This is a genomic window from Mesorhizobium sp. M1143 (assembly GCF_040318435.1).
GTDB lineage: Bacteria > Pseudomonadota > Alphaproteobacteria > Rhizobiales > Rhizobiaceae > Mesorhizobium.
Window position 1 is genome coordinate 35,393 of record NZ_JAMYMJ010000037.1, and the last position, 22,724, is coordinate 58,116.

Annotated in this window: 22 protein-coding genes; 16 read left to right on the forward strand and 6 right to left on the reverse strand. The window is 61.7% G+C overall.

Annotated features, from left to right (window positions below):
* Positions 1 to 58: 58 nt before the first annotated feature.
* The 3 genes from tmpA (at position 59) to NKH35_RS22100 (ending at position 2,612) form a co-directional block, all read left to right on the forward strand.
* On the forward strand, positions 59 to 1,210 hold the full coding sequence (gene tmpA / locus NKH35_RS22090) for a 2-trimethylaminoethylphosphonate dioxygenase (protein WP_352916388.1): 1,152 nt from the start codon (positions 59 to 61) through the stop codon (positions 1,208 to 1,210).
* Positions 1,207 to 1,791, forward strand: coding sequence for a (R)-1-hydroxy-2-trimethylaminoethylphosphonate oxygenase (gene tmpB, locus NKH35_RS22095; protein ID WP_023751655.1), 585 nt, complete (start codon positions 1,207 to 1,209; stop codon positions 1,789 to 1,791). Before tmpA ends, tmpB begins: the two co-directional genes overlap by 4 nt.
* Positions 1,792 to 2,183: 392 nt before the next feature.
* Positions 2,184 to 2,612, forward strand: a complete 429-nt coding sequence (locus NKH35_RS22100) for a hypothetical protein (protein ID WP_352916390.1) — start codon at positions 2,184 to 2,186, stop codon at positions 2,610 to 2,612.
* Positions 2,613 to 2,661: 49 nt separating this feature from the next.
* Here the strand turns inward: NKH35_RS22100 and NKH35_RS22105 are convergent, their stop codons facing one another.
* From NKH35_RS22105 to NKH35_RS22115, 3 genes are all read right to left on the reverse strand, one after another.
* Complete coding sequence (locus tag NKH35_RS22105) at positions 2,662 to 3,309, reverse strand: LuxR C-terminal-related transcriptional regulator (protein WP_023682079.1); 648 nt, start codon at positions 3,307 to 3,309, stop codon at positions 2,662 to 2,664.
* Positions 3,306 to 4,697, reverse strand: a complete 1,392-nt coding sequence (locus NKH35_RS22110; RefSeq protein WP_352916392.1) for a sensor histidine kinase — start codon at positions 4,695 to 4,697, stop codon at positions 3,306 to 3,308. Before NKH35_RS22110 ends, NKH35_RS22105 begins: the two co-directional genes overlap by 4 nt.
* 164 nt (positions 4,698 to 4,861) lie before the next feature.
* On the reverse strand, positions 4,862 to 5,164 hold the full coding sequence (locus NKH35_RS22115; RefSeq protein ID WP_023731684.1) for a DUF1236 domain-containing protein: 303 nt from the start codon (positions 5,162 to 5,164) through the stop codon (positions 4,862 to 4,864).
* A 581-nt stretch (positions 5,165 to 5,745) separates the two neighbouring features.
* Between NKH35_RS22115 and NKH35_RS22120 the strand changes: the two genes are divergently transcribed.
* The 3 genes from NKH35_RS22120 (at position 5,746) to ilvN (ending at position 9,488) form a co-directional block, all read left to right on the forward strand.
* Positions 5,746 to 6,708: a DUF1236 domain-containing protein gene (locus NKH35_RS22120; protein ID WP_352667999.1), complete on the forward strand. Its 963-nt coding sequence runs from the start codon at positions 5,746 to 5,748 to the stop codon at positions 6,706 to 6,708.
* Between the two features lie 329 nt (positions 6,709 to 7,037).
* The gene (locus NKH35_RS22125; RefSeq protein WP_023690916.1) at positions 7,038 to 8,834 is read left to right on the forward strand and encodes an acetolactate synthase 3 large subunit; all 1,797 of its coding nucleotides are present in this window, start codon (positions 7,038 to 7,040) and stop codon (positions 8,832 to 8,834) included.
* An 81-nt stretch (positions 8,835 to 8,915) separates the two neighbouring features.
* A complete protein-coding gene (gene ilvN, locus NKH35_RS22130) occupies positions 8,916 to 9,488 on the forward strand; it encodes an acetolactate synthase small subunit (RefSeq protein WP_023668352.1) in 573 nt (190 codons plus the stop codon).
* Between the two features lie 11 nt (positions 9,489 to 9,499).
* Here ilvN and NKH35_RS22135 read toward each other — a convergent pair whose 3' ends face one another.
* Positions 9,500 to 9,880 (reverse strand): metalloregulator ArsR/SmtB family transcription factor, encoded by a 381-nt coding sequence (locus tag NKH35_RS22135; protein WP_023702997.1) that lies wholly within the window; start codon positions 9,878 to 9,880, stop codon positions 9,500 to 9,502.
* Between the two features lie 156 nt (positions 9,881 to 10,036).
* On the opposite strand from NKH35_RS22135, the gene NKH35_RS22140 reads away from it, so the two are divergent.
* The 7 genes from NKH35_RS22140 to NKH35_RS22170 all read left to right on the forward strand — a co-directional run bounded on the left by NKH35_RS22140 (position 10,037) and on the right by NKH35_RS22170 (position 18,091).
* A complete protein-coding gene (locus NKH35_RS22140) occupies positions 10,037 to 10,993 on the forward strand; it encodes an acyl-CoA desaturase (RefSeq protein WP_023714739.1) in 957 nt (318 codons plus the stop codon).
* Positions 10,994 to 11,116: 123 nt separating this feature from the next.
* Positions 11,117 to 11,713, forward strand: coding sequence for a LysE family translocator (locus NKH35_RS22145; protein ID WP_023688075.1), 597 nt, complete (start codon positions 11,117 to 11,119; stop codon positions 11,711 to 11,713).
* 225 nt (positions 11,714 to 11,938) lie between these two features.
* Positions 11,939 to 13,228 carry an efflux RND transporter periplasmic adaptor subunit gene (locus NKH35_RS22150; RefSeq protein WP_023688076.1) on the forward strand — a complete coding sequence of 430 codons (1,290 nt, stop codon included), beginning with the start codon at positions 11,939 to 11,941 and terminating at the stop codon, positions 13,226 to 13,228.
* Complete coding sequence (locus NKH35_RS22155) at positions 13,225 to 16,386, forward strand: efflux RND transporter permease subunit (protein WP_352916395.1); 3,162 nt, start codon at positions 13,225 to 13,227, stop codon at positions 16,384 to 16,386. The genes NKH35_RS22150 and NKH35_RS22155 overlap by 4 nt, the downstream gene beginning before the upstream one ends.
* A 64-nt stretch (positions 16,387 to 16,450) precedes the next feature.
* On the forward strand, positions 16,451 to 17,074 hold the full coding sequence (gene nthA, locus NKH35_RS22160; RefSeq protein ID WP_023815545.1) for a nitrile hydratase subunit alpha: 624 nt from the start codon (positions 16,451 to 16,453) through the stop codon (positions 17,072 to 17,074).
* Positions 17,071 to 17,730 carry a nitrile hydratase subunit beta gene (gene nthB, locus NKH35_RS22165; protein ID WP_352842010.1) on the forward strand — a complete coding sequence of 220 codons (660 nt, stop codon included), beginning with the start codon at positions 17,071 to 17,073 and terminating at the stop codon, positions 17,728 to 17,730. The genes nthA and nthB overlap by 4 nt, the downstream gene beginning before the upstream one ends.
* Positions 17,717 to 18,091 carry a nitrile hydratase accessory protein gene (locus NKH35_RS22170; RefSeq protein WP_023725319.1) on the forward strand — a complete coding sequence of 125 codons (375 nt, stop codon included), beginning with the start codon at positions 17,717 to 17,719 and terminating at the stop codon, positions 18,089 to 18,091. The genes nthB and NKH35_RS22170 overlap by 14 nt, the downstream gene beginning before the upstream one ends.
* A 41-nt stretch (positions 18,092 to 18,132) precedes the next feature.
* On the opposite strand, the gene NKH35_RS22175 is transcribed toward NKH35_RS22170, so the two are convergent.
* Positions 18,133 to 18,435 carry a hypothetical protein gene (locus NKH35_RS22175; protein WP_023714736.1) on the reverse strand — a complete coding sequence of 101 codons (303 nt, stop codon included), beginning with the start codon at positions 18,433 to 18,435 and terminating at the stop codon, positions 18,133 to 18,135.
* Between the two features lie 242 nt (positions 18,436 to 18,677).
* Between NKH35_RS22175 and NKH35_RS22180 the strand changes: the two genes are divergently transcribed.
* Positions 18,678 to 19,805, forward strand: coding sequence for an ATP-dependent DNA helicase (locus NKH35_RS22180; protein WP_023668361.1), 1,128 nt, complete (start codon positions 18,678 to 18,680; stop codon positions 19,803 to 19,805).
* A 34-nt stretch (positions 19,806 to 19,839) separates the two neighbouring features.
* Here the strand turns inward: NKH35_RS22180 and NKH35_RS22185 are convergent, their stop codons facing one another.
* Positions 19,840 to 20,097: a SpoIIAA family protein gene (locus tag NKH35_RS22185; RefSeq protein WP_352916401.1), complete on the reverse strand. Its 258-nt coding sequence runs from the start codon at positions 20,095 to 20,097 to the stop codon at positions 19,840 to 19,842.
* Positions 20,098 to 20,370: 273 nt separating this feature from the next.
* On the opposite strand from NKH35_RS22185, the gene NKH35_RS22190 reads away from it, so the two are divergent.
* The gene (locus NKH35_RS22190) at positions 20,371 to 21,111 is read left to right on the forward strand and encodes a pyridoxine 5'-phosphate synthase (protein ID WP_352916397.1); all 741 of its coding nucleotides are present in this window, start codon (positions 20,371 to 20,373) and stop codon (positions 21,109 to 21,111) included.
* A 77-nt stretch (positions 21,112 to 21,188) separates the two neighbouring features.
* Positions 21,189 to 22,724 (forward strand): potassium transporter Kup (locus NKH35_RS22195; protein WP_352916399.1); only part of this gene is annotated, 1,536 nt, incomplete at its 3' end.

The following is a 22,724-nucleotide window of genomic DNA, read 5'->3' on the forward strand; positions in this document are numbered from 1 at the left end:
TGCAACCGGAAACCCTGCGGAGTTGGCTGCGGGGCGCAGCGGACAGGAACGGATCTCCATGCTTACCCAGGCGCTGATCGGCGACGAAGGAAGAACGATCGACCTCGGTTGGAAGGACGGCGCGCGCACTCGCTTTCACGCCATGTGGTTGCGCGACAATGCGCTCGACGACAAGACGCGCAGCGCCGGCAACGGCCAGCGGCTGATCACCATTCTCGACATTCCCGCGCAGACATGGATCGGCGCAGCCGCGATCAAGGGCGATGCGCTTGAAGTCAGTTTCGAACCGGAGGGAAAGACGGTGCGCTTTCCTGCGGCATGGCTGAGCGCCAATGCCTATGACCGCGATGCCGCCCGACAGCCCGGCTGGACAGGCGAGGGCACCGTGCGATGGACCAGGGCCTCTATGCAGAATTCGGTGCCGCGCGCCGGCTATCTCGCTGCCAGCCGCGACCGCGCCGTCTTGCGGCAATGGCTGTTGGCGGTGAAGACCTACGGCTTCGCGGTGATGGACGATTTGCCGCCCGAATCCGGGGCGCTGTGCAAAGTGTCCGATCTGTTCGGCTATATCAGGGAGACCAATTACGGCCGATGGTTCGAGGTGCGCGCCGAGGTCAATCCAACCAATCTGGCCTACACCAATCTTGGCCTGCAGGCGCACACCGACAACCCCTATCGTGATCCGGTGCCGACCTTGCAGATCCTGTCCTGCATCGAAAACACGGTGGAGGGCGGCGAATCCAGCGTCGTCGATGGTTTTGCCGTGGCGGCCGCGCTGCAGGCCGAAAACCCCGAAGGCTTCCGGCTGTTAAGTTCATACCCGGCGCGTTTCGAATATGCCGGTTCGTCGGGCGTGCGGCTGCAGGCCAAGCGGCCGATGATCGAGCTGGGGCCTGATGGCGAACTCATCGCCATCCGCTTCAACAACCGCTCGCTGGCGCCGACCGTCGATGTGCCGTTCGCGGAGATGGAGGCCTACTACGCCGCCTATCGCCGGTTTGCCGAACTGATCGAGGATCCTTCCTTCGAAGTCACCTTCAGGCTCGAGGCGGGCGAGGCCTTCATCGTCGACAACACCCGCGTCATGCATGCCCGCAAGGCGTTCTCCGGCGCCGGCAAGCGCTGGCTGCAGGGCTGCTACGCCGACAAGGATGGCCTTTTGTCGACGCTGTCGGCGATCGAACACAGCTTCAAGGAGGCTGCGGAATGAGCGGCCAGGATTTGAACGCGGGCAACATCGTCGAATTCATCGCCGATATTTTCGAACGCCGAGGGGCGGAATCCTATCTCGGCGAACCCGTCACCATGTCGGAGCACATGTTGCAGGGCGCCTGGTTCGCCGAAAAGGACGGCGCGCCCGATGTGCTGGTTGCGGCAGCACTGCTGCACGATATCGGCCACTACACCAGCGAGTTCGGCACCTATTCGCCCGACGATGTCGAGGACAAGCATCATGACGAAGCCGGCGGCGAGGTGCTGGCGCCGTTCTTTCCACCGGTGATCGTCGAATGCGTCAGGCTGCATGTCGCGGCCAAGCGCTACCTTTGCGCCACCGACCCGAGCTATTTCGGCAGGCTGTCGCAGGCCTCGGTCCACACGCTGTCGCTGCAAGGCGGGCCGATGAATGCCGAAGAGGTGGCAGAGTTCCGCAAGAACCCGTTCCACGAGGAAGCGGTGCGGGTTCGCGTCTGGGACGAGGCCGGCAAGATCGCCAACATGAAGACCCGGGCATTTCGCGACTACATGCCGCTGCTGCAACGGGTTGTCCGCGAATTCGCCAATCGCGCCTGATCATAATCCGGGGAAGGAACGGCATGTGCTACCGCTTCGACGGCGAGCATGCGCAAACTGTATGCCGGAGATCTGCCGCAAGAGTCTGCGTGCCGCAGGCGCTCGCGCCTCGCTGCCGATCCCTACCGGTGACGAGCCTTGTCACCGCGGATTTTATTGCGACATCCGTCGGCGCGGCCCAAGATCAGTAGGTCAGACTTCGGTGTATATTTGACTCAGACGAAGGTCTGAGAATCGAGCTGCAAGCACGAAAGGAGAGTTCCTCAGCGTTTGTGAGCCGCAATTTTGGGCTGTTCATTCTTGAATACCGTGACACATCATGATGTGATGGTGGCATGAATGGAGAAAGGCAGCCCCTGTTTTCATCCGTGCGTCGCCGGGCGTACTTTAGCTTGCGCGTATTCGCGGCGGTTGCGGTGGCGATGCCGGTGCTTGGTCTGCGGTTCAGCCATGTCGACGGCTACAAGATCGAATTCGCCGCTGCCAGCGCCAAGAGCGGAAACAATGGCAATGGAAACGGTGGTGGCAACGGTAGTGGTAACGGTAATGGCTCAGGCGGCAACGCCGGGAATGGCAACGCCAACGGAAAGGGAAAAAATGGTGCCGGCGACAACGCCCCCGGTAGCCAAGCTCCCAGTAGCCAAGTCAATGCCGCTGGCGACACGGTGACGGTACAGGGCGCCAAAATCCAGGTCGTGCATCGCGATGGATTCAGCGAAAGCATCGAGGCCGGCCGCTTCACTATGAAGGATCCGCTTGGAAGGACAATTGTCGAACGCGCCGTAAGGGCCTCCGACATTGCTCGTCTGAAAGGGCTGTGACTGTTGGTTCGCCAACCAGCATCCGACCTTCAGACAAGCCCCGATCTCCCTATACAAGACCCGTTTTGGGCGCGTGCATAAGAATGGCTGCTTCGGTGCGGTTTCGCACCTTTAGCTTTTGAAATATCCGAGTCATGTGGTGTTTTACCGTTTTCTCCTGCAGGTTGAGACGTTTGGCGACTTCTTTATTGCTCAGTCCTTCGCCTACCAAAGAGATTATCCCAAGCTCGCGTCCCGAGAGATTGGCAACGAGATCGGTTGTGCGCTTTTCCGGCCGGATCAGTTCATTCAAAAGCTGCGCTGACAGGGTCGGCGAAACATATTTTTTTCCTGCGGCTATATAAGTCAGCACCTCGGCCAGCGATGCCGCCCCAATCCCTTTCAGCACATATCCGCGTACGCCCAGCCTGAGCGCCGTTGCCAAATCGGCGTTCGCCTCCGAGACGGTGAGCATGACGATCTTGCAGTCAGGCTGAGTTGCAAGAATATTTTCCGCTGCCGCTAGGCCCCCTCCCGGCAAACTGATGTCGAGCAGCAATATGTCGGGATTTGCCAAGGCCGCAAGCTGTTCGGCATCCGCCGCGGTTTCGCCCGCACCAACGACTTCGAAGCCGCCGATTTCGGCGAGGCTGCGAGCCACACCCTCGCGAAACAGCGGATGATCATCAACAATGGCAATCCTTATGGGAGCGGTCATTTCTGGTCCTCGATGTTGAGCGTTATGGTCAGCCGGGTCCCCCTGGGGCTCGAAAAGGTCTCGAAGTGACCTCCGATACTTTCGATACGTTCCCTCATGCCGGCGAGTCCAAGCCCTTCACACGATCCCGACTGGAATCCAGGGCCGCGATCAAGCACTTGAATGAGGAGCTTGCCCTGCGTCACTCGCGCCTTGACAGCCTGCCCCTTGCCCAGACCGTGTCGCCAGGCATTGTTCAGCCCCTCCTGCGCGAAGCGAAAGACGCTTATTTTCTCGGACGTCCCCAGGTCGGGCAGGCGAGATGGCAGTGAAAGCGATACGGAGGAGGCCGTCCGGCGTTCATGTTCGGCAACCGCAAGCCGCAATATCTCCGCGACTGTCGAAGCTTCGATCTGTGGCAGCACGAGGCCGGTGCAGATGGCGCGGATCTCCCGCATCGCCTCGTCCAACGTATGATGGATATCGGCGATCTCGGTCTTGCGGTGGCTTGGGGATGCGGCGGGATCGAGCAGCAGAGGGCTGTCCATGCGCAGCGCAGCCAGTGCGACGAGCTGAGCTGGACCGTCATGCAAATCAGACCCAATGCGGCGCAAGTAACGCTCGTTGATTGCCGTTGCGCGGCGCGACGCCTGCTGGACGCGCTCCCGCAAAGCGGAATTCTGCTCCAAAAGCAACTGAAGTTCCGCCACTTGTGTCTCAAGCGCTGAACGCTGCGTTTCGATAGTGCTGCTGCCGCGAAGCACGATTCCCGAGAGCATCGCCAAGGCGACGGCGGTCGCGCCAGCCACGAGCAGCCAGCTCGACCATAGTGCCGAGTTTAAAGTGCCCTGAAGATCGTCGGCTACCTCGTAGAACTCGGAAACGGCCACAACATCGCCCGACCACGGCTCCCGAACCGGATTGTAGATCTCGAGCAGCGAGGCGGTGGGGCTCTTCCGTTCCTTCCTTTCATTTTCGTCCAGATCATTGAATTGCGCCACCACGTTTCCACCGAACGCATGCAGCAAGTTCGCATTTGGCTCGAAGGTCTGGCCGATAAGAGCCGCGTCTTTGGCGTACAGCACCTTGCCATCACGCCGCCAAAGCACGAACGACGCCAGTTTTTTGCCGAGAGCACCCTGGTCCAGGGTTTCATCGAGTGCCCGTTTAACGGTGTCGCTGAGCTGCTGGCTTTTGCGCATATCGGGCAGGATTGGCGCGATGACACTGTCGACGTAAAGCGCGGTCGTGCTTGCAGAGTTGCGGATCACTCCATCTCGTATTTGGGAGGTGACCCATAGGCCGACGACCAGCATCAGCGACAGTAGCCCAATGCTTCCGACTATGATGAACTGCCAAGCCAACGATAGCCTGTTCCAGTTTTGATAGAGACTATCAATGTAGCGCACGTCTCAACCGACCCCGCGAGCTTTGGCCGTGCCAAAATGCCTAAGCCATCCTACATCTAGAACGGTCGATGGTGCGAGCAAGCGCTAGGTTGAATTGCCTGGGAAACCGCAATTTCAGGGCATGATCCCACCGCCACCCGCGGGGAACGGCGGTGGGATCAGCGTTACTGTATGATCTTGACGATCTTCCGCGTGCCGGGGTCGACCAGCACGGTTCGCCCGTCGACCACAACGTAGCGATACTTGACGCTCGGCACTTCATGCAGTTCCACCGTGTCGGGAATGGCGGTCCCCACGTTCAATTCGACACCTGGAATCTTCACCGACGCAAGGGGCTGCTTTTTCACGTATTCGCGCACAACCGTTTCCTGCTCCGGCGCGATGATGACGTCTTGAGCGGCAACTACGCCCGCGCTCGCGAGCAGCAAGAATCCGGCAATTGCGGTCGACTGGTACATGGTCGTCATGATTCTCTCCTTCATGCGAGCAACGCTCATGCATCTTGCGCGAGCTCGATTCCGATACGGGTGGTGTTAGGTGAGTTGATGCACACCGGGAGCCGAACGGGCTTTTCGCGGCTGCGTTCCCGCGTGGGGCTTCGGTCCGGGCGTCATCGGGCCAATGGACTATAGAGGGAGGGACCAAAGTCTGGTGCCAGGCTGTAGAGGTCCTAGAGCCTCTTCAGGGCGGAACACAGGGTTCCTCGCATCGTTGAGATCAGCACTTATGGGAGGCGTTAATGGACAACAGCGTCCATCAGGCACGATGGTTGCTCTTGCCTGTTTTCGGGGTAGCCATCCTGGTCTTGACGACGGGAGTATTTCTAAGCTTGTGAGCCTGGTGTCATCGCTACGGGATCACAAGCTCAGAAAAAGCAAAATGTTGCGTTGCATTAATTGTTTGATGCAATTTGTAGGTGATTGTTGCAAAATTACTGCCTACATTCATTGGTCTTCTTAGAAGCCCGATTTTATTAACAAAATATGGAACAAAGTATTTTTGGCAGAGTTGGCTAGGCTGAGGGACCGACTCTTTAAGGAGAAAGCAGATGAAACATGTGTTGATCACAAGCATGATTGCGCTTGGCGTCGGGTGCGGCGCCGCGATCGCCCAGACCCAGGCCGTGCAGCCGAGCGGCGGCGACAACTGCGCCGCCGGCGCGGCCGATTGCCAGAAGGGCGGCAAGGCCGGCGAACAGGCGCAAGGCAAGATGAAGTCACAGACCGATCAGAATGCACAGGGCCAGGCTGGCGCCACGACCGATCAGCAGGCTCAGGGCAAAGCCAAGCTCAAGACGGATGAACAGGCACAGGGCAAGGCCGGGACCAGTACCGAGCAGAATGCTCAGGGTCAGGCCGGCGCCACGACCGGTCAGCAGGCTCAGGGCAAGGCCAAGCTCAAGACCGATGAACAGGCCCAGGGCAAGGCCGGGACCAGCACCGAGCAGAATGCTCAGGGCCAGACCGGCACCAGCACCGAGAAGCAGGCTCAGGGCAAGGCCAAGCTCAAGACGGATGAACAGGCCCAAGGCAAGGCCGGGACCAGCACCGAGCAGAACGCTCAGGGCCAGACCGGCACCAGCACCGAGAAGCAGGCTCAGGGCAAAGCCGGGACCAGCACCGAGCAGAACGCTCAGGGCCAGACCGGCACCAGCACGGACCAGCAGGCCCAGGGCAAGGCCGGGACCACCACCGAGCAGAACGCTCAGGGCAACACAAACGTTCAGACCGACCAGGGCAATACGGCCTCGATCAACAACGTGACCGTCGAGCAGAAGACGCAGGTCACGCAAATCATCCACGAGACCAGGGTTGAGCCGGTGAAGAACGTCGACTTCGACATTTCGGTCGGCATCGAGGTGCCGCGGCACAAAGTGCGCCTGCACCGTCTGCCGGCGCGCATTGTCAAGATCGTCCCGGCCTACGAATCCTATGAGTACTTCGTGCTGGCCGACGGGCGCATCGTCATCGTCGACCCGGATACGTACAAGATCGTGCTGATCCTGACGTGACACGGCAGTGACTCTTGTTCCCGGCGCGGTGCGATTAGGGGTATCGTATGCGCCGCGGTGGCCCGCCGACCAGTGGGGGCGGGCCACTTGCTTTGTCTTTCGCATCGCGCGTTTTTCCCGTTGACACCTTGCCTTTCACCCTCGTAGTGTCCGCCACGATGAAAAAGGCACTCATTCTCGTAGGAAAGCGCGTGGGCAAGGCGGTGTAACCGCCGGGCGAAAACCTCCCATGCGCAACACACAGGCTCCCATCGGGGGCCTTTTTTATTGCCGAAACACGACTAAACGACCAGCAATCGCCTCATGGCTAGAAGTACGGGACCAGACCGATGAGCAACGGACAGAACGAACGGCGCGAAATACCAAACAGGGAAATGACTGGCGCCGAAATGGTGGTGCAGGCGCTGAAGGACAATGGCGTCAAGCATGTCTTCGGTTATCCCGGCGGCGCGGTGCTTCCGATCTATGACGAAATCTTCCAGCAGGACGAGGTCGAGCACATCCTCGTCCGCCACGAGCAAGGCGCAGGGCATGCGGCCGAAGGCTATGCCCGCTCGACCGGCAAGGCCGGCGTCATGCTGGTGACCTCCGGCCCGGGCGCCACCAATGCGGTGACGCCGCTGCAGGATGCGCTGATGGATTCGATCCCGCTGGTCTGCCTGACCGGGCAGGTGCCGACTTCGCTGATCGGCTCCGACGCGTTCCAGGAGTGCGACACGGTCGGCATCACGCGCCCCTGCACCAAGCACAACTGGCTGGTGAAGGACGTCAACGAATTGGCCGCCACCATCCATGAGGCCTTCCATGTCGCGACGACCGGCCGCCCCGGCCCGGTGGTGGTCGACATTCCGAAGGATGTGCAGTTCGCCAAAGGCATCTATGTGCCGCCGCAGGCGGCGCCGCGCACCAGCTACCAGCCGAAGGTCCAGGGCGACCTGGAAAAGATCAAGGCCGCCGTCGAACTGATGGCCAGCGCCAAGAAGCCGATCATCTATTCGGGCGGCGGCGTCATCAACTCCGGTCCGGAGGCCAGCCATCTTCTGCGCGAACTGGTCGACCTCACCGGCTTCCCGATCACCTCGACGCTGATGGGCCTCGGCGCGTATCCGGCATCGGGCAAGAACTGGATGGGCATGCTGGGCATGCACGGCACTTATGAAGCCAATATGGCGATGCATGATTGCGACGTGATGATCTGCATCGGCGCGCGCTTCGACGACCGCATCACCGGACGGCTGACCGCCTTCTCGCCCAACTCGAAGAAGATCCACATCGACATCGATCCATCGTCGATCAACAAGAACGTGCACACGGAAGTGCCCATCATCGGCGATGTCGGCCGGGTGCTGGAGGACATGGTGCGGCTGTGGCGGGCGAGCGCCAAGGCCGACAAGAAGGCGCTCCATCCCTGGTGGGAGCAGATCGCCAAATGGCGCGCGCGTGACTCGCTCGCGTTCAAGATGAACCACGATGTGATCATGCCGCAATATGCCATCCAGCGGCTCTACGAACTGACCAAGGACATGGACACCTACATCACCACCGAGGTCGGCCAGCACCAGATGTGGGCGGCGCAGCACTATCATTTCGAGAAGCCGAACCGCTGGATGACGTCGGGCGGGTTGGGCACGATGGGCTACGGTCTGCCGGCTGCGCTCGGCGTGCAGATCGCGCACCCGGATGCGCTGGTCATCGACATCGCAGGCGATGCCTCGGTGCAGATGACGATGCAGGAGATGAGCGCGGCGGTGCAGCACAATGCGCCGATCAAGATCTTCATCCTCAACAACCAGTATATGGGCATGGTGCGCCAGTGGCAGCAGCTGCTGCACGGCAACCGTCTGTCGCATTCCTACACCGAAGCGATGCCCGACTTCGTCAAGCTGGCCGACGCATATGGCGGCCATGGCATTCGCTGCGAGAAGCCGGACGAGCTGGACGATGCGATCAAGGAGATGATCGCGGTGAAGAAGCCGGTGCTGTTCGATTGCCGGGTGGCGACGCTCGCCAACTGCTTCCCGATGATCCCGTCGGGCAAGGCGCATAATGAAATGCTCCTGCCCGACGAGGCGACCGACGAAGCCGTGGCCAACGCCATCGACGCCAAGGGCAGGGAACTGGTCTAGGTCCAAGCCGGGGCAGGGCTGTCGCGAGAAGCCGTGCGCAAACAGAGAATTAGCTCAAAGTCTGAAATCGAGATTCATGTCATGAACGCACAGCTTCAACCGACCGGCTCCGCCTATTTCATCGCCAAGGAAACGGAAAAGCCGGAGAACCACACGCTCTCCGTGCTGGTCGACAATGAGCCCGGTGTGCTTGCCCGGGTCATCGGCCTCTTTTCCGGCCGCGGTTATAACATCGAGAGCCTCACCGTCTCCGAGACCGAACACGAGAAGCACCTGTCGCGCATCACCATCGTGACGCGCGGCACGCCGCATGTGCTGGAGCAGATCAAGCACCAGCTCGAACGCATCGTACCGGTGCATCGCGTCGTCGATCTCACCGTGCGCTCGCACGAGTTCGGCCAGGAGCGGCCGCTGGAACGCGAGTTGGCGCTGGTCAAGGTCGCCGGCACCGGCGAAGCCCGCGTCGAGGCGCTGCGTCTGGCGGACGCTTTTCGCGCTTCGGTCATCGACGCCAACACCGAGCACTTCATCTTCGAGATTACCGGCAAGGGTTCGAAGCTCGACCAGTTCATCGCCATCATGAAGCCGCTCGGCCTGGTCGAGATCTGCCGCACCGGCGTGGCGGCGATGAACCGCGGCCCGCAAGGGATGTAGTCTCAGTCCAACTATTTTACCGGCTTGGGATCGACCTTGCCGCTCGCCAGATTCTTACTCTCCCTTTTGATCGGGCGCGATACCGGACAGACGTCCTGGACGAAGCCGTTCAGCGTGTTAACCAGATTGTTCTGGACCAGCGAGTAGCGGATGAATTGTCCCTGCCGCTCCCTGGCGATGAGGCCGGCCGTCTCCAGGATGCTCAGATGCTGCGAGATCGACGGCTTCGACATGTCGAAGCGCGCCGCGATCTCGCCCGCGGTCAGCGAGGAGTGGGCGAGATAGGCGAGGATCTTGCGCCTCGGCTGCGATGACAGCGCCTCGAACACGCGCTGTATGGCGCTGCTTGCCCCGATAGCCGTGTCGCCATCCGCTGCATTGTCTTCGATCACCGCCTGCCTCTGTCGTTTCGCTTCCGGTATTTAGTCTATTGCCTAAATACCTAAATCGGAATAGTAGATAGTTAGCTTATTGCCTAAATAAGCGCCGGCGCGCCGGAAGGCAAGGCTCTTTGGTCCGGAAATGTTTCCTGCAGAGGAGGGGTACCGATGAAGACCATATCCACAGGCAGAATGATCTCGCAGCCCTTGAGCGATGCCGAAGATGGCGAGGTCGTCTGGATGCCGGCCAAGTCGATCTGGGTCGGTGCGATGACGCTGATTGCGTTGGTGTTCGGGCCGCTGACCTTCAGCTGGAGCGCTTTCGCCCTGTTCGTAGCGACGACGGCGGTGACGATCTGCGCCGGACACTCGGTCGGCATGCATCGCCTGCTCATCCATCGCTCGTTCAAGGTTCACATCTGGCTCAAACACGCGCTGGTCTATCTCGGCACGCTCGTCGGCATGGCCGGTCCGTTCGGCATGATCTATGCGCATGACATACGAGACTGGGCGCAGCGCCAGACGGCTTGTCACGACCTGCACGCCCACCGCCGGCCTTTCTTCACCGACGCTTTCTGGCAAATGCATTGCGCCGTAGCGTTGCGCAATCCGCCTGACTTCGTCATCGAGCCGTCGATCAGAAACGACCGCTTCTACAAATTCGTCGAGCGGACCTGGATGCTGCAGCAACTGCCGTGGGCGATCCTTTTCTTGCTCCTCGGCGGGTGGAGCTGGGTGGTCTGGGGCATTGCGGTGCGTATCTCCGTGTCGCTGACCGGGCATTGGCTGGTCGGGCATTTCGCACATCGCAGCGGGCAGCAGGGCTGGCGCGTCGATGGCGTTGCCGTGCAGGGCTACAACCTGCCGCGTTTCGGCCTGGTGACCTTTGGCGAGAGTTTCCACGGCAATCACCATGCGTTTCCCGAATCCGCAAAGCTCGGCCTGGAACGCGGGCAGATCGATCTCGGCTGGCTCTTCATCCGCATCCTGGCTGCCCTCGGCCTCGCGCATGGCGTGAAGCTTCCCGGGAACACGCCGAGGCGCAAAGGCCTGCGGCGTGTGGCTGGCCGTCAGGAGGCCGCCGCCGCTCCCAGCCTGTTGTCGGCGCGGGCCCACGGCAGGTAGACTGTGCCGGCCTGGCTGGCTCGGGATAGGCGGATCACGGCGGAGCGCTTTGGACCAATGGAATGAGGTTGCGTCCAGCGCTCTGTCGATTTAAGTCAGCATTGCTGACCTTTGTGAGCCGTCATGACCCTCGACGCTTTCCTTGCCCTTTTGGTCTACGCCTTCGTGACCTCGATCACGCCGGGGCCGAACAACCTCATGCTCTTGGCGTCGGGCGTGAATTTCGGCCTGGTCAGAACCATCCCGCATATGCTGGGCATCAGCATGGGTTTCCTGGTGCTGTTGCTTGCTGTCGGCTTTGGCCTGGGCGCGGTGCTTACGGCGTTTCCGGCCTTGCACACCGGATTGAAGATCGCCGGCGCTGCCTATCTGCTCTATCTCGCCTGGAAGATCGCCATGTCGCGCTCGCTGTCCAGCAAGGGTGAGACGGAGGCACGGCCGATGCGGTTCATCGAGGCAGCCGCATTCCAGTGGGTCAATGCGAAAGCCTGGGTGATGGCGATCACCGCCATGGCCGTCTACTCCAATCCGGACCACCCGTTCCTGTCGGTGGCGCTGATCGCGATCGCCTTCACCGTCGTCAACCTGCCGAGCGTCTCGATGTGGGCCGGTTTCGGCACAGCGCTGCGCGGGTTCCTGTCGGATCCGGTGCGGCTGAAATGGTTCAACATCGCCATGGGCGTGCTCTTGGCGGCGACGCTCTGGCCGATGCTGAAATAGACGCATCCCGCCTGAGATCTCAACCGCATCCTGGCTGGTTTTCCGACTGCTGAGCCGGCTGCATAGTCATTGTGCAGTGCACATTAAATCTTCGTAATGCCGTGTTTTGGCCCTTTTCCGACAAATGTGCGTCCTATCTACTTCGGCGAGATCGCGGCAAGGCGCCGTGATTGCGTAGAATGAGACCACCGGGTTCGGCGTGTCGGATCATAGGGCTTTTAGTCGATGCGCGGTAAAGTCGTTCTGGCGGTGGTGGTGGCAGCGGCCTGTGTCGCCGCGGCATGGGTCTATTTTTCGCCGGCGGCGATGAGCAGTCTGCAGCAGATGCTGCCGGGCGCCAGGCAGACGGCAGCGGCGGACAAGCCGGCTGGATCGGACAAGGCTTCGGCCGACAAGGCAGGGGGCAAATCCGGCGCCGGCGGCAATGCCGCCCGTTCGGCCTCGATCGTCTCGGCCACCGCGACAACGGCCGATTTTCCGATCCGCCGTTACGCCATCGGCTTCGTGTCGTCGCCGGCCGTGGTCAACATCAACGCCCGCGTGTCCAGCCAGATCGTATCGATCGACGTCAAGGACGGCCAGATGGTGAAGGCCGGCGACCTGCTGTTCTCGCTCGACGACAGGGCGCTCAAGGCGCAGCTTGCCAAGGATCAGGCGACGCTCGCCAAGGACCAGGCGCTGCTAACCAGTTCGGGCTCCGACCTTCAGCGCGCCAAGGATCTCGTCGCCAAGCAGGCCGGCACGCAGCAGACTTACGATCAGGCGGTGGCGGCGCAAAAGGCTGCCGCGGCGACGGTCGATGCCGACAAGGCGACGATCGACGCCGACAATGTCCAGCTCGGCTTTGCCAGCATCAAGGCGCCGATTGCCGGCCGGCTGGGCGCGGTCAACGTTTCGGTCGGTGACCTCGTCACCTTGAGCAACGGCAACTCGAGCACGGCCACGCCGCTGGTGACGATCACCGAGATGGATCCGCTGCAAGTCAACTTCAACCTGCCGGAGAGCAACCTGGCGCTGCTGCACAAGGCGCTGGCCAACCCGCAGCAAGGCGCGGTGACGCTGACCAAGGATGGCGATCCGACGCCGATCGGCAACGGCACGCTCGACTTCGTCGATTCCAGCGTCGACACCGCGTCCGGCACCATCGCGACACGGGCGAGCATTCCCAACGCCGATCTTTCACTGTGGCCCGGCCAATATGTGAATGTCGTGCTCGACGCTGGCATCATGCCGCAGATGACATCCATCCCGACCGTTGCCGTGCAGCCCAGCCAAAAGGGACCGTTCGTCTATGTCGTCAAGCCCGACAACACGGTCGAGATGCGACCGGTGCAGGTGGCGCTGACCGAAGGCGAAAACAGCGCCATCAGCGAGGGCGTCAAATCAGGCGAGAAGGTGGTGGTCGAGGGCCAGACCAGGCTGAAGGACGGCGCCGCCATTCACGAAGGCAAGGCGGCCGGCGGTGATCAAGCTGCTCCCAAGGTCGCCGAGGCCGGCAAGGCGGCTGCCCAATGATTTCCGAATTCTGCATACGCAGGCCTGTCGCCACGCTGCTGATGTCGTTCGCCCTCGTGCTGGGCGGGCTGTTCGCCTACAAGTTCCTGCCGGTGGCGGCGCTGCCGAGCGCCGAATTCCCGGTCGTCAACGTCTCGGCCACCCTGGCCGGCGCTTCGCCCGAAACCATGGCCACTTCGGTGGCGACGCCGCTGATCAAGCAGTTCGCCACCATTGCCGGCATCGATTCGATCTCGACCAGCAATTCGCTGGGACGCACCTCGATCGCCATCCAGTTCGTGCTCAACAGGGATATCGACGCTGCCGCCGCCGATGTGCAGGCAGCGATCGCGCGCACGCAGCGCCAGCTGCCGCCCGAGATGACGGCGCCGCCGAGCTATCGCAAGGTCAATCCGGCCGACGCGCCGATCCTTTTGATGTCGCTGGTCAGCGACACGGTTCCGCTCACCGACCTCGACGCCTTCGCCGAAAACGTCATCTCGCCCTCGCTGTCGACCATCGACGGCGTGGCGCAGGTGTCGATCTTCGGCCAGCAGAAATATGCGGTGCGCGTGCAGATCGATCCGACCGCACTTGCCGCGCGCGGCATTTCGATCGATCAGCTGCAGACGGCGATCGCCTCGGCCAACTCAAACACGCCGCTTGGCGTGTTGCAGAACGACAAGCAGCAGCTGACCATCACGGCCAATACGCAGCTCACCGATGCCGCCGGGTTCTCCAACCTCATCATCGCCACCAAGAACGGCCATCCGGTGCGGCTGGGCGAGGTGACCCGCGTCATCGACTCGGTCGAGACCACGACGACTGCAAGCTGGTATGACGGCACGCGCGCCATCATCCTGGCGGTGCAGCGCCAGCCCGACGCCAACACCGTCGACGTCGTCGACAAGGTCAAGGCGATGCTGCCGTCGTTCAAGGACCAAATGCCGGCCGCCGCCGACATCAAGCTGCTCAACGACCGTTCGACCTCGATCCGCCAGGCCGTCGACGACGTCCAGTTCACGCTGCTTCTGACGATCGCTTTGGTGGTGACGGTGATCTTCGTCTTCCTGCGCCGGGTGACCGCAACCATCATTCCGGCCGTGGCGGTGCCGATCTCGCTGATCGCGACGCTCGGCGCCATGTTCCTGTTCGGCTTTTCCATCGACAACATCTCGCTGATGGGACTGACGCTCGCAGTCGGCCTCGTCGTCGACGACGCCATCGTCATGCTGGAAAACATCTTTCGCCACATGGAGGAGGACGGTCTCTCGGCCTTCGATGCCTCGCTGAAGGGCGCGCGCGAAATCGGCTTCACCATCATCTCGATCTCGATCTCGCTGGTGGCGGTGTTCATCCCCGTGCTTCTAATGGGCGGCGTCATCGGCCGCATCTTCAACGAATTCGCCGTCGTGGTGACGGTCGCGATCCTTGCCTCGATGTTCGTCTCGCTGACGCTGACGCCGATGCTGTGCTCAAGGCTGCTGTCGGTGACCAAGGCCGATCGCGACAAGCACGCCCCCGGCCACAAGCAGGACTTCGTCACCCGCGGCTATGATCGGCTTCTGACATTCTGCCTGCGCCACACTTTCCTGGTGTTCCTCGTTTTTGTCGGCACGGCGGCAGGGTCGGTGTGGCTGATCGAAGTCTCGCCGAAAGGCTTTTTCCCGCAAGAGGATATCGGCCAGATCTCGGTGACGACGATCGCCAGGCAGGACATCTCCTACGACGCCATGGTCAAGCTGCAGAACCAGGCGGCAAGTGTCTTCTCGCGTTCGCCCTATGTCTCGCATGTGGCCTGGTCAGCCGGCGGCGGCAACAATGCGCTGAACCAGGGCCAGCTCTATGTGCAGCTGAAGGACAAGAGCCAGCGCCCCGACATCGATAAGGTGCTGTCGGATCTGCGGCGGCAGCTGGCCGTCGTGCCGGGGATCGATGCCTATATGCAGCCGGTGCAGAACCTGCGACTTGGCGCGCGTTCTTCCGCCAGCGCCTACCAGCTCGTCGTTCAGGGCCTCGATACCGGCCTGACCGACACATGGGCGCAAAAGCTCAACGATGCGATGGCGGCCGATCATGCGAATTTCACCGACGTCACCAGCGATCTGCAGAACAATTCATTGCAGGCGACGCTGGTGGTCGATCGCGACAAGGCGGCGTCGCTCGGCATCGACACCGACACGCTGCGCTCCAGTCTCTATGGCGGCTTCGGCACGGAGCAGGTCTCGACGATCTTCGGCTTGGCCGACAGCTACGAAGTCATCATGGAGCTCGATCCCAACATCGAATGGTCGCCCGAGCGCATGCTGGCCATCCAGGTCAGGACGGCAAGCGGCAGCCTGGTGCCGCTCGGCGCCTTTGCCCGCGTCGACCGCACCGCCGGCGCGCTGACGGTCAACCAGCTCGGCCAGCTGCCGGCGGTGACCATCTCCTACAACCTGCCGCAAGGCGTGGCGCTGGGCGACAGCACGGCCCGCATCGCCGCGCTGAAGGAGCAGATCGGCATGCCGCCGGCGATTTCGACCAGCTTTGCCGGCACCGCCAAGACCTTCCAGGATTCGCTGGCCAATCAGGGCCTGCTGATCGGCGGCGCCGTTCTGACCATCTATATCGTACTCGGCATCCTCTATGAGAGCTTCATCCATCCGCTGACCATTCTGACCGGCCTGCCTTCGGCGGTGCTGGGCGCGGTGGTCGCGCTGCGCTTTGCCGGCATGGACCTGTCGGTGATCGCGGTGATCGGCATCCTGATGCTGATCGGCATCGTCAAGAAGAACGGCATCATGATGGTCGACGTCGCGCTGGAGCTGCGACGAGAAGGCATGTCGGCCAAGGAGTCCATACACAAGGCGTGCCTGATGCGTTTCAGGCCGATCATGATGACGACGTTGGCGGCGCTGATGGGCACGTTCCCGATCGCGCTCGGCACCGGCGCCAGTGCTGAGCTGCGCCAGCCGCTCGGTGTCGCGGTCGTCGGCGGGCTGCTCGCTTCCCAGGCGCTGACGCTGTTCGTCACCCCTGTCATCTATGTCTCTTTCGAGAATTTCTCCGGCTGGCTGGTGAGCTTCTTCTCTTCGAAAAAGAACAGGCCGGCGCTGCATGCGGTCGAGAGCGGCGAGCAGGCCTCGCTGTTCGGTCCCGAGGATCGGCTCCAGCCGCAAAGGGCCGCCGCCGAATAGGCGATAGCCCGTGGCCCAAGCTGTCATGCTTGCGGCCGCGTGCCGCCGATCCTAATCTGAGGTCATGTCCCATGATCATGACCACGACAATGAGCTCGACCCGTTTGCGGCGCGCGTGCGCGCGCTGGAGACCATCCTCACCGAAAAAGGCCTGATCGATCCGGCCGCAATCGACGTCATCGTCGACACCTATGAGACCAAGATCGGGCCGCGCAACGGCGCCAGGGTGGTGGCGAAAGCCTGGAGCGATCCGGCCTTTGCCGAGTGGCTGAAGCGCGACGCGACGGAAGCGATCGCGTCGCTGAGCTATAGCGGCCGCCAGGGCGAGCACATGCAGGCGGTGTTCAATACGGACGAGACGCACAACCTCGTCGTCTGCACGCTGTGCTCCTGCTATCCGTGGTCGGTGCTTGGGCTGCCGCCGGTCTGGTACAAGGCGCCGCCCTATCGCTCGCGGGCGGTGATCGATCCCCGCGGCGTGCTCGAAGAGTTCGGGCTGACCTTGCCGGCGGAGAAAAACATCCGCGTCTGGGATTCGACTGCCGAACTGCGCTATCTCGTGGTGCCGATGCGGCCTGGCGGTACCGAAGGCTGGAGTGAGGACCAACTCGCCGAACTGGTCAGCCGCGATGCGATGATCGGCACGGCGGTGGCCAAGGAACCCGGGACAAAGAAGGTACCGGCATGAACGGGCCGCAGGATCTCGGTGGGCAGATGGGTTTCGGGCCGGTCGCGCCCGAAAAGGACGAACCGTATTTTCATGCGGATTGGGAGAGGCGGGCGCTCGGCGTGACGCTGACTGCCGGCGCCATGGGCGCGTGGAACATCGACGAGAGCCGGCACGCCAGGGAATCGCTGCATCCGGCCGTCTATTATTCCTCAAGCTACTACCAGATATGGATCAAAGCGCTCGAGGTGCTGCTGAAGCGCCATGGCTTCGTCAGCGAGCGCGATCTGACGGAAGGTCGGGCGGTCGATCCGGCGGCGACGCCCAAAAGGGTGTTGAAGGCCGAAAACGTGCCGGCGGTACTGGCCAAGGGCAGTCCCTGCGACCGGCCGGTCGAGACGGCGCCGCGCTTCAAGGCCGGCGACCCGGTGCGGACAAAGAATTTCAATCCCACCGGCCACACAAGGCTACCGCGTTATGCGCGCGGCAAGCACGGAGTTGTCGAGGCCGTGCGTGACGGTTTTGTGTTCCCCGACAGCAACGCACATGGCAACGGTGAAAACCCGCAATGGGTCTATACCGTGGTCTTCGATGGCTCGGAAATCTGGGGCGAGGGCGCCGACTCGACGCTGACCGTCTCGATCGATGCTTGGGAGAGCTATCTTGAGCCGGCCTGAAGGTGCATTGCCGGCGGGTCTGGACGAACCGGTATTCGCCGAACCCTGGCAGGCCGAAGCCTTCGCCATGACGGTGGCGCTGCATGACAAGGGCCTGTTTTCGTGGAGCGAATGGGCCGATGCGCTGTCGGCGCAAGTGAAGAAGCCGGGCGCCGCAAGCGACGGCCACGATTATTACGAGCATTGGCTGGCTGCGCTGGAGACGCTGCTGGCGGCCAAGGGCGTCGCGGGAAAAAGTGACGTCGACACGCTCGCCGCCGCCTGGGAACGCGCCGCGCATGCAACCCCGCACGGCAAGCCGATTTTGTTGGAGAACGATCCCGGGCCGACCAGAGGTAGCGGCGGCGGCGCGAACATATAGTCCGCCTGTGGTTGGTGTTTGAAATCTGGCGGCCGATGCAACTAATTTTCGACGACCATGCCTTCGTCGTCCCCATAGACAAACGCCTCAACGACGGCGAAGCGGCCACGGTTTTTGGAAATGGCGACGAAGTCGTTGTCAGCCAAGTGGAGGATCACTTGCTCGTCGCTGATGGTAACACGTTCTATGGTTCTGGCATTTTCGTCACTCAGACAGGCCGTGACCTCGGTATATATCGCGAACCCTGCGTCATCCGACAAGGAGACAACGATGCCATAACCAGGTTCGCCGATTTCGATCTTCTTTATCGACTTTCCGATCAGCCTGTCTGCGAACGACCTCATCAATATCCTCGCTTATAGGTGTCTGCGCCGATCTGCATCTCGATCATGTCCGTGATAGTGGCATTGCCCGATCTAGGTTCAAATGCCTGAATTCAAATCGTTCGTTATCCGCTTGCATGTTCACTTTACGTTCGCATTTGCGCCTGCTAGTTTGTCCCGTTGAAGGTGAGGCAATCCCATCGTTTTAAGCGGTGGTTGGCACCAAGCTTGTCTTTCTCTCGCGAATCCGGTCTGTCGAATCGATGGAATTCTCTCCCCAACAGGACGAGGCTCTGAAAGCGGTCGCGCGCTGGCTCAAGGAGGGCCGGCCGCAGGTCTTCCGGCTGTTCGGCTATGCCGGCACCGGCAAGACCACGCTGGCGCGCTATTTTGCCGAGCATGTCGACGGGCAGGTGCAGTTCGCCGCCTTCACCGGCAAGGCGGCGCAGGTGCTGCGTTCCAAGGGCGCGGTCAATGCCCGCACCATCCATTCGCTGATCTATAGGCCGAAAGGCGAGGAATCGGTGTCGGACGAGGTGACCGGCAAGACCTCGATGTCGCCGACCTTCTCGCTCAATCGGCAAAGTCCTATTTCACGGGCGAAGCTGGTGGTCATCGACGAATGCTCGATGGTCGACGAGCAGCTTGGCCGCGACCTTCTGAGTTTTGGCACGCCGATCCTGGTGCTTGGCGATCCGGCGCAGCTGCCGCCGATCTCGGGCGGCGGCTTTTTCACCGAGCATGAGCCGGATGTGCTCTTGACCGAAATCCACCGCCAGGCGCGCGACAATCCGATCATCCAGCTGGCGCTCGACGTGCGCGAGGGCCGCGAGTTCATGCGTGGCGACTACGGCACCGCGCAGGTCATCGGCAAGGAGGACGTCACCCAGGAGCTGGTGCTGAAGGCGGACCAGGTGTTGGTCGGCACCAACCGCACACGCCGCCGCTACAATCAGCGCCTGCGCGAGCTGAAGGGTTTCAATGCCGATTATCCGCAGGCCGGCGACAAGCTGGTCTGCCTGCGCAACGACCCCGCCAAGGGCCTGCTCAACGGTTCGCTGTGGAAGGTGATGACCTCGTCGCGCGAGACGGTGAAGCCGGGTATCAACCTTCTGGTCTCGCCCGAGGAGGACGATCCCGACCGCGGCGTCGCCAAGATCAAGCTGCTCAAGTCGGCTTTCGAGGATCCGGACGCCGATATCCCCTGGCAGCAGAAGAAGCGCTTTGACGATTTCGACTATGGCTACGCGCTGACCGTGCACAAGGCGCAGGGTTCGCAGTGGAACGACGTCGTGCTGTTCGACGAGAGCTGGGCGTTCAAGGAAACCCGCCAGCGCTGGCTTTATACCGCCATCACGCGGGCGGCAGAGCGGCTGACGATTGTTAGATAACTGGCGTTGGATAGCTGGCGTTAGATAGCCGGCGTCAGGTAGCAGCCGGCGCAGCAGGGCTGAGTGGCGTCGCACCCAGCCATTGCCAGGCATCCGCTTCGTCCTCGGCCGCGAAGTGCCTGAACTCGATGGGTGGCGAAGCCGGAAGGAAGTTCCGCGCATCCGCTATCCAGTCCGGCTCACCGATCGTCGCGCACCGGGCGATATGCTCTAGCGCATGAACCGTACCTTGTTTCAGCGTCTCGTCGTCCATATCGATCCAGTCGACGCCCTCATGGTCGACCAGCCGCACCAAGACGTCGATCCTCGGGTGCAGCGCGTAGGAGCCTCCAGCAATCCGAACAGATTTTCGCCGTCGGCTGCCGATACATGGCCGACGACGTCGATGGCGAAAAGGTCCTCACGGTCGGTTTCGAGGCGGCGGATCGCGGGCACGGATTGGAGAAAATTCATTGGCTGGGTTCCCCCTTGCGAGCAGATGTCATCACTGGAACACCCGAAAGCCCCTGTCTGTTCCCATCAAAGGCAGTATAGATGCGCTGCACAAACAGCCGGACCTCACGCCATGCCCGCGAAACTCTCGGTCAATCTCAACGCCATCGCCATGCTGCGCAACCGCCGCGACCTGCCGTGGCCGAGCGTCACCGGGCTCGGCCGCCTGGCGCTGGCGGCCGGCGCGCACGGGCTGACGGTTCATCCGCGGCCCGACGAGCGCCACACCAGGCATTCCGACCTGCCGGAGATCCGGGCGCTGATCGACGACGAGTTTCCCAAGGCGGAATTCAACATCGAGGGCTACCCGACCGAGGATTTTCTGGCGCTTGTGGAAAGACACCAGCCGGAGCAGGTGACGCTGGTGCCCGACGATCCGGCGCAGGCGACATCGGACCATGGCTGGAACTTTGCCGCCGAGGCGGCGTTCCTTATGCCGATCGTCAAGCGTCTGAAAAAAGGGGGCTTCCGCGTGTCGCTGTTTTCCGATCCGGATCCCACCGGCGTCAATGCCGCGCGCGACACCGGCGCCGACCGCATCGAGCTCTATACCGGGCCCTACGGCAGCTATCATTCCGATTCCGCCAAGGCGCGGAAGGAGCTGGAAAGATTGGGAAAAACCGCGGATGCCGCACTCGCCGCCGGGCTCCAGGTCAATGCCGGGCACGATCTGGTGGTGAACAACCTTCCGGCATTGGCAAAGCGCATTCCGGCATTGGCCGAAGTGTCTATCGGACACGGGTTGACAGCCGATGCGTTGGAGTATGGCATGGCCGGCACGGTGGGGCGGTTTCTGAAGGCTTGCGGTTGGTAGCGGTGGTAGGCTCGTGTCGAAGGTGATATCGCATGACAGCAAGCAAGGCGCACCGCGCGGTGATCGGGGAGTAGTCGATGGCTCTTTCCAGCATCGGTAGCGAGGCTGAACCCGTCGAACAACCGAACCACTCCCAAACTGAACAGCACAGCACCAAAGTTCTGATGCTGGGCGCGCTTGGCGTCGTCTATGGCGATATCGGCACCAGCCCGATCTATGCCTTCCGCGAGGCGCTTCACGCTTCGCCTGGTACCGACACGCGTATAGATGTCCTGGGCGTGCTGTCGCTGATCGTCTGGGCGCTGACGATTATCGTCACCATAAAATACGTCGCTTTCGTGCTTCGCGCCGACAACAAGGGCGAGGGCGGCACGCTGTCCCTGATGGCGCTGGCGCGCAGCGCCTATCCAAAAGGCGCCAAGCTCATCCTCGGCATCGGACTTTGCGGGGCGTCGCTTTTTTTCGGAGACGCTATCATAACTCCGGCCATTTCCGTGCTGTCGGCAGTTGAGGGCCTGGAAGTGGTGACACCGACGCTGGAGGCCTATGTCGTTCCGATCACCTTGGTCATCCTGGCATTTCTGTTCTCCGTGCAGCGCTTCGGCACGGGGAAGGTGGCGGCAGTATTCGGGCCGGTGACGGCGCTATGGTTCCTGGCCATCGGCGTTTCCGGGCTCTACCACCTGATGGATGATCCTTCGGTGCTGTTGGCGATCAACCCGTATTATGCGATCGCCTACTTAGCCGGCACGCCGACCGCCGCTTTCGTGACCGTTGGTGCAGTGTTCCTGGCGGTAACGGGGGCCGAGGCGCTTTATGTCGACCTTGGACATTTCGGGCGCAAGCCGATCGTGCTCGCGTGGTTTTCCGTGGTGTTTCCTTGCCTGCTGCTCAACTACTTCGGCCAGGGCGCCTTTGTATTGGCGAATGGCGGCAGGCCGACCAATCCATTCTTCGAGATGTTGCCGGATTGGGCGCTGATGCCAATGGTCGGCTTGGCAACGGCCGCCACCGTGATCGCCAGTCAGGCGGTGATCTCGGGTGCTTTTTCGCTGGCACGTCAGGCAGTGCAACTCAACCTGCTGCCCCGCATCGAGGTGCAGCACACGTCCGAAATGCAGAGCGGCCAGATTTATATGCCGCGCGTCAACCTGCTCATCGCCATGGGAGTGATGCTGCTGGTTGTCGGCTTCGGCAGCTCGAGTTCGCTGGCTTCCGCTTACGGAATTTCGGTGACCGGCGAGATGCTGATGACAACCATTCTGCTGTTCGTTGTCATGCGCAATTTGTGGAAATGGCAGCTTGGGCTCGCCCTGGCATTGGCGCTGCTGTTCGGCACCATCGACATGGGTTTCTTCCTGGCGAATGTCGTCAAGATCGTGGAAGGCGGATGGGTGTCAATATCCGTTGCCTGCCTCATGGGGCTGATCATGACCACCTGGATACGCGGCAGCCGCTATCTCTTCGACAAGACCCGGCGCAACGAAATCCCGCTCGATTTCCTCGCCGGCAATCTGCTGAAGAAGAAGCCGCAGCTGGTGTCCGGCACCGCCGTGTTCCTGACCAGCGATCCGCAAAGCGCGCCGACAGCGCTGATGCACAGCCTGAAGCAC

Coding starts and splice junctions, on each gene's coding strand:
- tmpA (WP_352916388.1), top strand. CDS start 59: ATGCTTACCCAGGCGCTGATCGGCGACGAAGGAAGAACGATCGACCTC.
- tmpB (WP_023751655.1), top strand. CDS start 1,207: ATGAGCGGCCAGGATTTGAACGCGGGCAACATCGTCGAATTCATCGCC.
- NKH35_RS22105 (WP_023682079.1), bottom strand. CDS start 3,309: ATGACCGCTCCCATAAGGATTGCCATTGTTGATGATCATCCGCTGTTT.
- NKH35_RS22115 (WP_023731684.1), bottom strand. CDS start 5,164: ATGACGACCATGTACCAGTCGACCGCAATTGCCGGATTCTTGCTGCTC.
- NKH35_RS22120 (WP_352667999.1), top strand. CDS start 5,746: ATGAAACATGTGTTGATCACAAGCATGATTGCGCTTGGCGTCGGGTGC.
- NKH35_RS22125 (WP_023690916.1), top strand. CDS start 7,038: ATGAGCAACGGACAGAACGAACGGCGCGAAATACCAAACAGGGAAATG.
- ilvN (WP_023668352.1), top strand. CDS start 8,916: ATGAACGCACAGCTTCAACCGACCGGCTCCGCCTATTTCATCGCCAAG.
- NKH35_RS22140 (WP_023714739.1), top strand. CDS start 10,037: ATGAAGACCATATCCACAGGCAGAATGATCTCGCAGCCCTTGAGCGAT.
- NKH35_RS22145 (WP_023688075.1), top strand. CDS start 11,117: ATGACCCTCGACGCTTTCCTTGCCCTTTTGGTCTACGCCTTCGTGACC.
- NKH35_RS22150 (WP_023688076.1), top strand. CDS start 11,939: ATGCGCGGTAAAGTCGTTCTGGCGGTGGTGGTGGCAGCGGCCTGTGTC.
- NKH35_RS22155 (WP_352916395.1), top strand. CDS start 13,225: ATGATTTCCGAATTCTGCATACGCAGGCCTGTCGCCACGCTGCTGATG.
- nthA (WP_023815545.1), top strand. CDS start 16,451: ATGTCCCATGATCATGACCACGACAATGAGCTCGACCCGTTTGCGGCG.
- nthB (WP_352842010.1), top strand. CDS start 17,071: ATGAACGGGCCGCAGGATCTCGGTGGGCAGATGGGTTTCGGGCCGGTC.
- NKH35_RS22175 (WP_023714736.1), bottom strand. CDS start 18,435: ATGAGGTCGTTCGCAGACAGGCTGATCGGAAAGTCGATAAAGAAGATC.
- NKH35_RS22180 (WP_023668361.1), top strand. CDS start 18,678: ATGGAATTCTCTCCCCAACAGGACGAGGCTCTGAAAGCGGTCGCGCGC.
- NKH35_RS22190 (WP_352916397.1), top strand. CDS start 20,371: ATGCCCGCGAAACTCTCGGTCAATCTCAACGCCATCGCCATGCTGCGC.